The sequence below is a fragment of the Chitinophaga rhizophila genome (assembly GCF_019492185.1).
Taxonomy (GTDB): domain Bacteria; phylum Bacteroidota; class Bacteroidia; order Chitinophagales; family Chitinophagaceae; genus Chitinophaga; species Chitinophaga rhizophila.
This window is the reverse complement of sequence record NZ_JAICCF010000002.1, coordinates 733,563-746,526: the sequence shown is the minus strand read 5'-3', so window position 1 is coordinate 746,526 and position 12,964 is coordinate 733,563. Positions and strand designations below refer to the sequence as shown.

Genomic DNA, 12,964 nt, shown 5'->3' with positions numbered 1-12,964 from the left:
ATAAGGTGACTTACAGGCATAGAATGATCTATCAGCGGCAAGTATCCTGGCTTGTAACAATGCCGGCCTTCCTTCTCACCGCTACGCTTGCGGGCGTATAACGGCAATGGACAAAACCAGCCGGCATTCCGGATATTACTTACAGTTGCGCGTCAGCCCATGATTCACACACGGTTCCTTTTTAATCCCTTCCTGATGGCAAGGGTTCCGCAGATAGTATCATGTAGCGGTAAGTTCCTTTTAGTAGGATATGTTTATTTCCTATGCAAACTTACTTATGTGGAACAAAATATCGTAAAATTATTTTTATTCAGTTATTTGTTCTGTTATTTCAGTTTTATAAGAACTGATAACTGTTTTTATGTGAAATCACGTATTAAACAGTGATTTTTTCTATCACCAGTAGAAATCAACACGCAGACACGCCCCTGATGCTGAAATTCCTTACGTTTGCAATATGTTTGATAATTATAAATACACGGTTACAGAGCGCTTTATACGCTACGTACAGATAGATACACAATCCGATCCTTTGAGCAAGAGTTTTCCATCCACAGAAAAGCAAAAGGACCTCGGTCGTTTACTGGTAAACGAATTACAGGGAATGGGCATTACTGACGCAGTGATGGACGAGCACGGATATGTCTTTGCTACCATTCCCGGCAACACTACCAAGCAGGTACCTGTTATCTGCTTCTGCTCTCATATGGACACTTCCAGCGATTGCAGCGGTAAAGATGTAAAGCCTATTATACACCGTCAGTATGATGGGGGCGATATTCAACTGCCCGAAGATGGAACTGTTATCAAAGCAGCTGCACATCCTTATCTTGTTTCCAAAAAAGGAGAGGATATCATCACGGCCAGCGGTACAACCCTGCTGGGTGCAGACGATAAAGCCGGCATAGCCGAGATCATGGACGCTGCCCACTTTCTGCTGGCACACCCGGAAATCAAACACGGGGATATCCGGATCCTTTTTACACCAGATGAAGAAGTAGGACGTGGTGTGGAAAAGCTGGATATGCAGAAACTGGGCGCGCAGTTTGGTTATACACTGGATGGCGGCGAACGCGGCTCTCTGGAAGAAGAAAGCTTCTCTGCTGATGGCGCAAAGATCACTATCGAAGGTGTAAGTGTGCATCCTGGTACTGCAAAAGATAAGCTGGTAAGCGCTGTAAAGATAGCCAGTGAGATCATTGACGCCCTGCCAAAAGACAGCTTATCCCCTGAAACGACTGAAGACCGCCAGGGTTTTATTCATCCGGTACGTATACACGGGATAGTAGAGCATGCAGAGATCGACTTCATCCTGCGCGACTTCGTAACGGCTAAACTGGAAGAACATGCCAGCTTCCTCCGTAATATCATGGATACTGTCATGTCGCGTTATCCACAGGCTACCGCTACGCTGACCGTTACACAGCAATACCGCAACATGAAGGAAGTACTCGATCTTTACCCCCAGGTAACTGCCAATGCAGAAGAAGCCATCCGTCGTGCAGGAGTAGAACCTTTACGCCTCATCATCCGGGGTGGAACTGACGGGTCCAGGCTCTCCTTTATGGGCTTACCCTGCCCTAATATCTTCACCGGCGAAATGGCGCTGCATAGCAAATATGAGTATGTGAGCATCCAGGACATGGAAAAAGCGGTACAAACTATCGTTCACCTGGCACAGGTATGGGAAGAACGTAGCTGATTACTTTATTGATTGACAATATTTTGTCAGAACATACGTTAAATGTTTACCATATTATTGGTATCTTCCTGACTTGTTGCACCTGAAATATATACTTTTGCAAGGTTAAATTTTTATTCATGCTCCTAGGACTCGTTACATTATTACAGGATTCTCTATTACAGCCAAAGGCTGATACTGTCGCTACCGCCGCAAGTGCAGTAACTGCAGATCAGTCAATCAAGTTACTCGACCTGCTCATGAAAGGTGGGGTGCTGATGATCCCTTTGGGCATCCTTTCCGTGATCGCAGTATTCGCCTTCGTGGAAAGATTTCTGACTATCTCCAAGGCTGGTAAGCTGGAAGATAACTTTATGCCAATGATCAGAGATCATATCTCCAATGGTAATGTCTCTGCTGCACGCTCTTTGTCTAAAAACACCAATAGTCCTATTGCACGAATGATCGATAAAGGTATCCAGCGTATTGGTAAACCTATCGAGAACATTGAGAAGTCCATGGAGAATGTAGGAAAGCTTGAAATCTACAAGATGGAAAAGAACCTGGTTATCCTCTCTATCATCGCGGGTATAGCTCCCATGTTCGGGTTCCTGGGTACCATCGCTGGTATGATCCAGACCTTCTTTAACATCTCCATCACCTCTGATATCACGCTCGGCGCTATCGCTGGTGGTATCTATGTAAAGATGATCACCTCTGCAACTGGTCTGATCATCGGTCTGGTAGCCTTCATCGGTTACAGCTTCCTGAATGCACAGATAGACAAGGTTATCAATAAAATGGAAGGCGCTTCCGCAGAATTTATTGACATTTTGCAGGAGCCTACCAAGTAAACCATTGATCATCTGTAATTGTAAATTATGAACTTACGCAGTAGAAGAAATAAGCGGCATCTTGAGCTGCACAACGGCGCACTGAATGATATCCTGTTCATTCTGTTGCTGTTCTTCCTGATCGTTTCTACCCTTGCTAATCCGAATGTTATCAAGCTGACATTGCCTAAAGCAAAGAGCAATACCAAGGCCAAACAAACGGTGGTAGTCAGCATTAACGATAAACGCGAGTTTTTCGTAGGTACCAATAAAGTGCCTTTCGAGAGCCTCAAACAAATGCTGATACCAGCTTTAGGACGGGAAACTGTAGATCCTACCATTGTCATCAATGCTGAGAAAACAGTGCCTGTAGAAGATGTGGTAAAGATCATGGAAGTAGCCCGTGAAATCGGCGCTAAAGTGGTGCTGGCTACAGCCAATCCGCAGAGTAAAGGTTAAAACAGCTGTTAAATGATAAAAGCGGTCCGGAAAAGAGTATAACTCCTGTTCCGGACCGCTTTCTTTATATACTATCTACGCGTTCAACTTATGTTCCTGCGCTACGTCTGGCGCTGGCTGTAGTACCGGCAAGGTAATACTGAAGGTGGCTCCCTCACCATATTCACTGGTAGCTGTTATTGTACCATGATGCCGCTGTACAATCTTTCTGCATAGTGACAGTCCAAGTCCTGTACCGTCATACTTATCTTTGGAATTGAGCCGTGTAAACGTCTCGAATATCTTCTCACTCTGTTCCTGGTCAAATCCTATTCCGTTGTCAGTAACAATAATATCATAGCTGGCTACATCATCCGGTAGTACCGGTACCGCCCGGATCACAATCTTTGGAGGGACGCCATCACGGGTGAACTTCAACGAATTATTCAACAGGTTATAAAATAACTGGTGTATCAGTATACGATCGCCTTCAATTACTGGTAACGGATCAACAGTAATGTCAGCCTGTTTCTGCTGTATTAATACTTCCAGGTCATTCCTGATCTCGGTAATAGTCGTGTTCAGGTCCACTTTCTCATTGATCTGCTGCGAGCCATTCTGAACAGAATAATTGAGCACGCCTTCTATCATAGTAGACATACGTTCTGCGGAAGAAAGGATCTTATGAAGATAAGTTTTGCCCTTGTCATTCAGCTGTTCCCCGGCCTCGTCCTGCAGGCGCGAGGTGAATATCTTGATCTTTCTGACTGGTTCTTTCAGATCATGGCTGGCTACGTGGGCAAATTGTTCCAGGGTATCGTTAGAGCTTTGCAGCGCAGCATTCACATTATTCAGTTCGTCTGTTCGTTCGCTGACTCTCGTCTCTAATTGGGCCATCAATGCTTTACGTTCTGCCACATCTTTATACCACTCTATAACGATGCCGGCAGTGCGCGCCATCAGTTCAACGGCCTGCCTGTCTTCTGCGGCGGGCATTTGTTCGGTAGGATAATACAGCGAGAATGTTGCCAGTGGTGTACGCTGTGAAGAAAGAATCGGCGTAGACCAGCAGGCACGCAGGCCGTGTGACAGCGCCAGGTCTTTATAATTAGCCCATAAAGGATTATTGGCAATATCTTCTACCAGGATCTCTTCGCCGGTAAAAGCCGCCGTTCCACAGGAGCCTGCGAGCGGACCTATCTCTCCGCCATCCACTGCATCATTGTAAGTCTGGGGCAAACTGGGAGATGCACCCAGCAGCAGGTGTTTACCATCCTTGGCCATCAACAGGATAGAGGCAAATAACTGACGTTCAGACTGTTCCTCCACTGTTCTTACAATCGTCTCCAATACCTCCCTGAGAGGGTAGCCATGTACAGCCTGCTCCAGCGCATACTTCTGGCCTTTCAGGATAATTTCATTCCTTTTCAGGGCACGTTCTGCCACCTTTTTAGCGGTAATATCATGGGTAACAGCCAGTTGTGAATAAGTACCATCACTGTTACGCAGGGGCACTGCATGCGTCTCCATATGACGCCGGCTGCCCCTCAGACCGATTATATCAAACTCCCAATTGATACTTTCCCCCTGGCATACCCTGTTATGGTTTTCAATCCAGGTGGCACGGTGGTCAGGAGCAATCAGGTCAAATACACAGGCACCTTCAACTGATTGTCCTTCAGTAGCTTCTACCATGCATAAGCCGGCTTTGTTCATAAACTGCACCAGGCCATCGGGACCGACTATCTTTATACACTCAGGTGTTGCTTCTATAACAGCCTTTAAACGGGCCTCATTGGTGTCCAAAAGTTGTTGTACTTCCATCATCCTCTGTTGATGCAAAATTGAACTTGCATTCTTGCCCAAATTTCGGATTATTTAGAAGATATTTCGCTTAATATTTGGGGTCTGCACTCAGCGTCAATGACAGCTCAGTTACCCTGCATTCAACCCGGGATCAGGAACAGGCAGGCCCATGAGATGGAATATGATACAGTAAAGGGCCAGACAGGGCTATATCCCGGTGATCGCTTTGCTCCACAACTTGTAGAGGACGCTTATGGTTGTGGAGGCACATTCAATGCCATCATAGGAGTGAAATAAAAAAACAAAGGGCGTCCCCTTTACGGAGACGCCCATACTTGCTATAATGAAATGGATGATTATCCTTTTTTCTCCAGCAGCTTAAAGAACTGATCCAGCTGTGGAAGAATTACGATACGTGTACGGCGGTTGGTCGCACGGCCTTCAGGTGTATCATTGCTGGCAATCGGCAGGTATTCACCTCTACCCGCAGCAGTGATATGTGCTGGCGGAATAGCGTAATCATTCTGTAATACTCTGGTTACAGCAGTTGCTCTTTTCACACTCAGATCCCAGTTGTCCAGCAATACGCCTTTCCTGTAAGGGTTGGTATCAGTATGACCTTCAACCATGAACTCAATATCCGGCTGATTCAGCAGCACTTTTGCCACTTTACCCAGTACTTCTTTTGCTTTAGGCGTTACTTCATAACTACCGCTTTCAAACAGCATTTTATCAGAGATATCAATATACACTACTCCTTTCTCCACTTTGATGTTGATATCCTTATCATCCAGGTTGCCGATAGCACCTTTCAGGTTCATTACCAGAGCCATATTCAGCGAGTCCTTACGTGCAATAGCTGATTGCAGATCCTGGATATAGGCGTCTTTCGCACCAATATTATCCAATGATTTCTTTATACTTTCCGCCTGTGAATTACTGATCACAGACAGGTCTTTCAACTGATTAAGTAAGGTGCTGTTGTTCTGTTTCAAGCCTTCAACTCTCTCTTCACTCTGGCTTCTGCTACGCTCAAATGCGGATGCAGTATCACGAAGGCTACGCTGACAATCTTCCAGTTTACTCTGCAGACTAGCATACTGTGATGATAACTCAGCATACTTCGCCTCAGAAGCTTTAAACTTCTTTGTGCTTACACAGGAAAATAAAAAAATGGGAAGGGTTAGCCCTAGTGATATGACTCTAAGTTTCATATAAATTGTGTTTGTTTTTAATGACTCGTTCTTCAGTTCTATTTACAGGGCTTAAATCCAACACCATGCCATTTTTTAAACACGTTTAATTAACAATCTATTTAAATTGTTAAAAGATCTCAACTGATGGGAAATTCACAATTCATCATAGTGTATTCTCATCACTGTAAAGCATTGCTTGTTTGTTATATTTTAGTATCCGTAGACATTACAATTATCCACGAACTCTAGGTCTCAAAATCTAAAATCGTATTCAGACATTATGAAGAATGTATTCTTTTTGCGTCTTGCGCTAGGCATGCTATTGGCTATGCCAGCAATGTTAAAGGCACAGGCACAACCAACCGCAAAACCACTCGCAACATTACAACAGCAGTTTGTTGATCTCCGCTTCGGTATGTTTATTCATTTTAACATCCCGACTTTTGCTGACCAGGACTGGCCAGATCCAGAGGCTCCTGCATCACTCTTTAATCCGAAGAAGCTGGATGCGGGTCAATGGGCTTCAACTGCCAAAGCAGCCAACATGAGTTATGGCTGTCTTACTACCAAACATCACAGTGGGTTCTGTATCTGGGATACTAAAACGACCGATTACAATGTGATGAACAGCCCTTACAAAAAAGACGTTGTAAAGGAATATGCTGATGCATTCCGCGCCAAAGGACTGAAAGTAATGCTGTATTACTCTATCCTGGATACACATCATAAACTGCGTCCGCGCGAGATCACCCGTCAGCATATCGAAATGGTAAAGGCGCAGCTTACAGAACTGCTGACCAACTATGGTGAGATCACCGCGTTGATCATCGATGGATGGGATGCACCGTGGTCCAGGATCTCTTATGATGAAATCCCGTTTGAGGAGGTTTACCGCCTCATTAAGACGCTGCAACCGAATTGCCTGGTGATGGATCTCAATGCGGCAAAATATCCGACAGAGGCCTTATTTTACACCGATATCAAGTCTTACGAGCAGGGAGCAGGTCAGCACATCTCCAAAGAAGCTAACAAACTGCCTGCATTGTCCTGCCTCCCGGTTAACACTGCCTGGTTCTGGAAGACGAATTTCCCGACCACTCCTGTCAAAGATCCGGCGAAACTGGTAGACGATATCCTGGTACCACTGAACAAGGCGTGGTGCAACTTCATTCTGAACGTAGCGCCTAACCGTGATGGACTCATTGATCCTAACGCGGTGAAAGCCCTGGAAGAAATAGGTAAACGCTGGAAGAATACCGGTGCTATGCCGGCTTTAACACCTGCGGAAGCGCCTATCATCTCCTCCAATATTGCCAAGTTTCAGCGCAGCAATTCCAGCTGGAGCAATGATATGAACATCATGGACTTTGCTAACGACGACCGTTTCGGCAGCAGCTGGCAGTCTAATCCGGTAGTGAAACAACCCTGGTATGAAATCTCTTTTGATAAAGATCAGCGCTTCAATATGATTACGATCGTTGAAGATGGCAGTAATATCAAAAAGTACCGCCTCGAATACAACGAGAATGGTGTATGGAAACCACTTACGAAAGCAGAAGGTGGTGGTCGTGTAAAGATCCATCGTTTTGACAGCGTATGGGGCGGTAAAGTGCGTATCCTGATCGATGAGTTCAGCAATGCGCCTGCTATCGCAGAATTTGGCGTATACAACGAAAGAAGATAGTATCCGATAGTCATGTGATAGTCGAAAGCTCCCGGTGTGTAATGCCCGGGGGCTTTTTTTGTATCCGGTCATCAACAGCGGCTGCAGACTGATTGCAGGTAGGGGCTTGTTAATATAATATCAACATGATAGCTTTTACCCCTCATTGCTTGTTCGTCGCTAATTCGTCGCTTGTTCGTCCCTTGTTCGTCGGAGATTCGTCCGGACCAGCTCCGGACTGCAAAATTGCTTGAAATATAGGCTGATGGCGGATATAGGTCTTCCGGCCTATTTTGGAAATGATACTATATTAACAGATGATGTGTGTAGTATTTCCTGATAAACTGACTTTGTTAATTACATGTCGTAAAACAATGGATATTATTAAGCACATGAAAGCCGTCCCATATTATAAATGGGACGGCCCTAGGTTTATACATAGTCTATATTCGGTCGTCATCCAGTAGCACACTGCCCAGACAGATCATTGCCACATCTTCCACCAGCCCTACGATAGGATCGGGTGTACCTGATATCTGTCCGAACTTCTTACGTGCATAATACGTTACATAGGCCCCTGCGCAGGCAGCAGCCGCACCTACCAATGCCCCCAGCCACATACTTCTTTTTCTGCGTTTGCTGACAACAGCGCCGGTGAACGCGCCGGAAATACTTCTGCCGATTAATCCGGCTGTTTCAATACGGTCGCCTATGCCTGGCAGCTTATCAACGTATGTCTCACCTGCCGCCATCATGGTCAGCACTTTGTTTTCAGGAAATAACAATGCCGGTGCGAGGGTAGCACGTGAACCGGCAATGGCACTAACTCCTGCTATAACAGCTATATCCGAGGAAGCCTTTTTCATCCTGTCTGGGTTTTAATGAGTGAACATTTTAACAAGCTTATAAAATCATACCAAATTCGTAGTTACCAACATATTACGGCAGCAAGACAGCACCGGATTATTTACCGGAAACCAGGAATAATGGACGTTTTGCTATTGAGATGATCCGCTTAATCGGCGCTCATAGCCCGTGCTTCGATAGGAGAGCTGTGTTTTTCTGCTGTAGGTGACGTATCAGCGGAATAGCGGAAACAGGCTACTGCAGTATGTCGTACTCATCCGCAGCAGCTATTGACCGGTGTGTAGATAGTCCTACATTCTGGCATCTATTTTGAAACATAGGGGAGGCACAATTTTCGCAAACGATTTAAGGCCTTTTATCCATTATTTGACCCAACGTACATTTTCCCTCATTTTTCTAATTCGATTCAGGCAACATATCGCTTGCCACTCCGATATACACTGGTTAATTCACTCAGGATCAGAATATACGCTGGTCTGTTACAGGTTCTCAATTCAGATGTCCGGGCCATGTCCATCCGTATTTCAGCGGATAGGCATGGCCTTCTTGTTATGGTGCAGAACAGGTAATTGTATGGTAGCAGACTGTAGGAAAAAATCCCCAAGTAATGAGAAAAATAATTAATATTATGAATTATTATCAGACTATCAGATGGCAAAATATCTGGATTTCCTGCAACAGTATCCGAAGCACCTGGGTGATCCTCAGGGAGTTAGTGAGGATGATATCAAAGAGATTGAACGTCAGTTCAATGTAAAGCTTCCATCAGCCTATATGGAGTTCATTGCTATTTTCGGAAAAAAAAGAGGCCGTATTCTACGTAATTATTCATGCGAGGTAGCCTATCTGGCGCAGAACAGGAAGGATGCATTGAAGGCATTGCGGGACGCCGGGAACAGTGCTTTTACTATTACAGATCAGCATTTTATTTTCGGGCAGTGGCAGGGCTTTTCTTCGTATTTTTTTGACTGTGCAGTGCCGGACGATGATCCGCCTGTATATGTACTTGACGCGGGAAAGGCAGATGTGTTCAAAACCTCTTTTTCTCAGCTTATCAGGGAGGAGTTGAATAAGGTATTGAAATTTGATGGCGTTATCAAGAAATAACTGCCTGTCACTCTAGTCTTGTGATATCCGATATAGTTGTCAGCCGGGGCATTGTACAGATAGCGAGGCAGTAGACTGCGGGCGGGGTGCCATGTCGCTGGATATTAAATGCAATAGCGTCTCCGGGCTTCAGATCTGAGGCTACGAGCGTGGCAATTGTGCTGTCAGTACCGGCGATATTGATCCTGTAAATTCTGCCGCCTTCGGGTGAGGAGCAGCAATTGTCTGCTTCAGTGACGATTCCTTTAAAGGTCCTGTTATTATCTTTGGAACAGGAATAAACAATCGATATCAGGGCACAAATAGTAATGCGTTTCATGTGGTAATTGCTGGGTGATTAACTAGGGGTGAATGCTTGAATGTCAGTTAAACGTATTGCAGGTGTAAAAGTTACATGTAACCCTCATCAGCTTGCATAGGAGAAAAGGAAAATTATCATGACCAGTATACTTACAGAGCAGCAGGCGATTGGCTTACAGGAAGTGTTGCGCGAACAGGTGATACAGGAAGACAGGCTGCCTGCTGAAATAAAACTTATTGCCGGCGTTGACGTGGAATATGATAAAGACAGTGATCTGATTGCCGGCGCTTTTGTCTTACTCGATTATAATACGCTGGACGTGGTGGAGGTAGCCACGCATTGTATGGAGGTTACCTTCCCGTATATACCTGGTTTATTTTCATTCCGGGAGATGCCGGTATTGCTGGAAGCGTGGAGTAAACTGACGCAAAGGCCGGATGTGATCATCTGTGACGGGCAGGGAAGGGCGCATCCGCGCAGGTTCGGATTGGCCTGTCATATGGGGGTAGTGCTGGATGTACCGACGCTGGGATGTGGAAAAACACGCTTACTGGGAGAATATGTTTCACCCGGAATGGAGAGAGGAGCGGTAAGTCCGCTGCTGGCAGAAGACGATGGAGAGCATATAGGCAATGCCCTGAGAACGCAGAAAGGTATTAATCCGGTATTTGTTTCTGTCGGACATAAAGTTTCCCTGGAGACAGCTACTTCAATTGTGTTGAAGATGTGCCGGGAATTTCGCTTGCCTGAAACAACCCGCAAGGCAGATCATTATGGGAGGGAGGCTTTTTTAGCTTACAAGGAGAGCGGAGCAGGTAGCTAACCGCACAGCGATAGAATGGGCTGACCGAGAAAGCCTTTCAGCAATAGAAACGGAAAGGTAGCCCCTGATTTGTATATCACCGTGTCGCAGTTTTCACTTTACTAATATTTTCACGAGAAGGCCTATACTGTATCTGATTTATCAGGTAATGGAAGCTTTTTGTTGATCAACGCGTACGAGCAGGAGTACTGGCTGTTAAGAGCAGCGGGAGAGGTGGTGGATTGCGGGAAATATATTTATTGGGTAATGAACGTTGTGATAGCAGGCGATAGGGTTAGGGAAGCAATTAAATATGTGTGGGTAGCGGGGGGAACAAATGGAAAAGCCGTCCCGCTGGAAACGGAACGGCTTTAGTTTATCACGTTATAATGGCAGAAAACACACGTGCTGCGCATTAATGAGGTGGAATATAAATAAAGACAAACGGGAATTACGTGTTAAGAGGATATCAAGATAGTGACAAAATGCGAAAAAACTATTCTTTTAAGGTAATTTTTTACAGTTTTTTTTCAGGGGGTACTCACTTTGAGTCATAAATTGTATTTTGTTATACAAAACCACGTATATGAACAATACTAAACATCGTAGGGACTTCCTCAGGCAATTAGCTTTATATTCAATGGGAGCGGGCCTGTTACCATCAGTGCTGACTGCATGTAACAATGGCGCTTCGACTAAGGAAAGCAAAGACAGTACAAGTGCAGGAGAGACGCCTGCGGTACCTGCTGCCAAAGACTTGTTTTTCAAGATATCCCTGGCTGAATGGTCCTTTCATGAAGCATTGTTTTCCGGTAAGCTGAAGCACCTGGATTTTCCCGCCAAGGCGAAGAATGATTTTGGTATTGAAGCCGTGGAGTATGTGAATCAGTTCTTTAAGGATAAGGCAACAGATAAGGCTTATCTGGCGGATCTCAAGAAGCGTTGCAGTGATAATGGCGTACGTAGTGTATTGATTATGGTTGATGGAGAGGGTGACATGGGCGCTATGGGAGAAAAGGACAGGAATAAGGCAGTGGAGAACCATTACAAGTGGGTAGAAGCAGCGGCATCCCTGGGATGCCATGCAATACGCGTAAATGCAGCGGGCGAAGGTAAGCCAGAAAATGTGGCTAAGGCAGTAGCGGATTCTTTGCAGAAGCTGTCTTCTTTTGCTAATACACATAACATCAATGTTATTGTAGAGAATCATGGTGGTAGTTCATCTAACGGTAAATGGCTGGCAGATGTTATGAAACAGGTAAACATGCCTAATTGTGGCACGTTGCCTGATTTCGGTAATTTTTGCCTGAACCGTACGAAGCCGGTGGAGAATACGCCGAAGGGATGGGCAAATACCAAATGCCTGGAGGAATATGATCGGTATGAAGGGGTGACAGAGTTAATGCCTTTCGCGAAGGGAGTAAGTGCAAAAACGCATGATTTTGATGCAGATGGTAATTGTATTGAAACAGATTATCGTAAGATGCTGAAGATTGTAAAGGACGCTGGTTATAAAGGTCATATTGGTATTGAATATGAGGGCACGAAGTTGTCTGAAGATGACGGTGTGCGTAAAACACTGGAGTTGTTGAAAAGAGTAGGTGCAGAGCTGAGTTAATATCCGGCAAAGCATGTAATGAACGGAGGTATGCCTGGAGGGCGTGCCTCCGTTTTTTATTTCCCTTTTGTCATCCTATTCAGTGCGGAGGGCTTTTATTCAGTTTTGTTCATGTTAATGTGTGGTGTTGGAGGGGTGCTGATAAGTATTACTTTGCAGCTGTTATGGACTTAGAAACTTACCATTGTTCAGTTAATCCGGCCACAGGGCTTTTTGAGTTTTATAGCGAAGGGCCTAAAGGAAGAATCAAGAAAGTTGTTAACTACCAGGAGCTGCAAAGCGGTATTTCGGGTATGCCTGCATACAATCTCTGTTTTGGTGATTGGGATGAAGATACGGGGGATATTCGGGACAGGAGGGTCACCAATAACAGAGATATGGGCAAAATACTTGCAACGGTAGCCAGTACAGTTGTATCATTTACCGATGTGCGTGGGCCATGTATGATATACGGTGAAGGTAGTACCGCTTCCCGCACCCGTTTATACCAGATGTGTATCAATGCTAACTGGGAACAGGTGAGCAGGTTGTTTTTTGTCAGCGGGCAATTCCGGGATAAGTGGGAACCATTCCGGCAGGGTAGGAATTATGACGCATTGCTGGTGATGAAGCGGCTGGCACTTGCAGCAGCTTCCTGATTTTTTAATTATAA

13 protein-coding genes and 1 riboswitch are annotated in these 12,964 nt (G+C 45.2%); of the genes, 9 read left to right on the top strand and 4 right to left on the bottom strand.

The window, feature by feature from the left end:
• Positions 1 to 19: 19 nt before the first annotated feature.
• A riboswitch (cobalamin riboswitch) is annotated at positions 20 to 227 on the bottom strand.
• Between the two features lie 230 nt (positions 228 to 457).
• From pepT to K1Y79_RS11950, 3 genes are all read left to right on the top strand, one after another.
• On the top strand, positions 458 to 1,702 hold the full coding sequence (gene pepT / locus K1Y79_RS11960) for a peptidase T (protein ID WP_220250249.1): 1,245 nt from the start codon (positions 458 to 460) through the stop codon (positions 1,700 to 1,702).
• Between the two features lie 119 nt (positions 1,703 to 1,821).
• Positions 1,822 to 2,535, top strand: a complete 714-nt coding sequence (locus tag K1Y79_RS11955; RefSeq protein ID WP_220250248.1) for a MotA/TolQ/ExbB proton channel family protein — start codon at positions 1,822 to 1,824, stop codon at positions 2,533 to 2,535.
• A gap of 27 nt (positions 2,536 to 2,562) precedes the next feature.
• Positions 2,563 to 2,973: an ExbD/TolR family protein gene (locus tag K1Y79_RS11950; protein ID WP_220250247.1), complete on the top strand. Its 411-nt coding sequence runs from the start codon at positions 2,563 to 2,565 to the stop codon at positions 2,971 to 2,973.
• Between the two features lie 75 nt (positions 2,974 to 3,048).
• Here K1Y79_RS11950 and K1Y79_RS11945 read toward each other — a convergent pair whose 3' ends face one another.
• A complete protein-coding gene (locus tag K1Y79_RS11945; protein WP_220250246.1) occupies positions 3,049 to 4,776 on the bottom strand; it encodes a PAS domain-containing sensor histidine kinase in 1,728 nt (575 codons plus the stop codon).
• Between the two features lie 99 nt (positions 4,777 to 4,875).
• Between K1Y79_RS11945 and K1Y79_RS11940 the strand changes: the two genes are divergently transcribed.
• Positions 4,876 to 5,055, top strand: a complete 180-nt coding sequence (locus tag K1Y79_RS11940; RefSeq protein ID WP_220250245.1) for a hypothetical protein — start codon at positions 4,876 to 4,878, stop codon at positions 5,053 to 5,055.
• 59 nt (positions 5,056 to 5,114) lie between these two features.
• Here the strand turns inward: K1Y79_RS11940 and K1Y79_RS11935 are convergent, their stop codons facing one another.
• Positions 5,115 to 5,972, bottom strand: a complete 858-nt coding sequence (locus tag K1Y79_RS11935) for an OmpA family protein (RefSeq protein ID WP_220250244.1) — start codon at positions 5,970 to 5,972, stop codon at positions 5,115 to 5,117.
• Positions 5,973 to 6,234: 262 nt separating this feature from the next.
• On the opposite strand from K1Y79_RS11935, the gene K1Y79_RS11930 reads away from it, so the two are divergent.
• Positions 6,235 to 7,638 carry an alpha-L-fucosidase gene (locus K1Y79_RS11930; RefSeq protein ID WP_220250243.1) on the top strand — a complete coding sequence of 468 codons (1,404 nt, stop codon included), beginning with the start codon at positions 6,235 to 6,237 and terminating at the stop codon, positions 7,636 to 7,638.
• Positions 7,639 to 8,060: 422 nt separating this feature from the next.
• Here K1Y79_RS11930 and K1Y79_RS11925 read toward each other — a convergent pair whose 3' ends face one another.
• Positions 8,061 to 8,483 carry a hypothetical protein gene (locus tag K1Y79_RS11925; protein WP_220250242.1) on the bottom strand — a complete coding sequence of 141 codons (423 nt, stop codon included), beginning with the start codon at positions 8,481 to 8,483 and terminating at the stop codon, positions 8,061 to 8,063.
• Positions 8,484 to 9,135: 652 nt separating this feature from the next.
• Here K1Y79_RS11925 and K1Y79_RS11920 point away from each other — a divergent pair.
• Positions 9,136 to 9,591: an SMI1/KNR4 family protein gene (locus K1Y79_RS11920; protein ID WP_220250241.1), complete on the top strand. Its 456-nt coding sequence runs from the start codon at positions 9,136 to 9,138 to the stop codon at positions 9,589 to 9,591.
• A gap of 7 nt (positions 9,592 to 9,598) precedes the next feature.
• On the opposite strand, the gene K1Y79_RS11915 is transcribed toward K1Y79_RS11920, so the two are convergent.
• A complete protein-coding gene (locus K1Y79_RS11915; protein WP_220250240.1) occupies positions 9,599 to 9,910 on the bottom strand; it encodes a hypothetical protein in 312 nt (103 codons plus the stop codon).
• Between the two features lie 118 nt (positions 9,911 to 10,028).
• Here K1Y79_RS11915 and nfi point away from each other — a divergent pair, with 118 nt between their 5' ends.
• From nfi to K1Y79_RS11900, 3 genes are all read left to right on the top strand, one after another.
• A complete protein-coding gene (gene nfi, locus K1Y79_RS11910) occupies positions 10,029 to 10,715 on the top strand; it encodes a deoxyribonuclease V (RefSeq protein ID WP_220250239.1) in 687 nt (228 codons plus the stop codon).
• Between the two features lie 565 nt (positions 10,716 to 11,280).
• The gene (locus tag K1Y79_RS11905; protein WP_220250238.1) at positions 11,281 to 12,312 is read left to right on the top strand and encodes a sugar phosphate isomerase/epimerase family protein; all 1,032 of its coding nucleotides are present in this window, start codon (positions 11,281 to 11,283) and stop codon (positions 12,310 to 12,312) included.
• A 164-nt stretch (positions 12,313 to 12,476) separates the two neighbouring features.
• On the top strand, positions 12,477 to 12,950 hold the full coding sequence (locus K1Y79_RS11900) for a DUF6934 family protein (RefSeq protein ID WP_220250237.1): 474 nt from the start codon (positions 12,477 to 12,479) through the stop codon (positions 12,948 to 12,950).
• Positions 12,951 to 12,964: the final 14 nt, after the last annotated feature.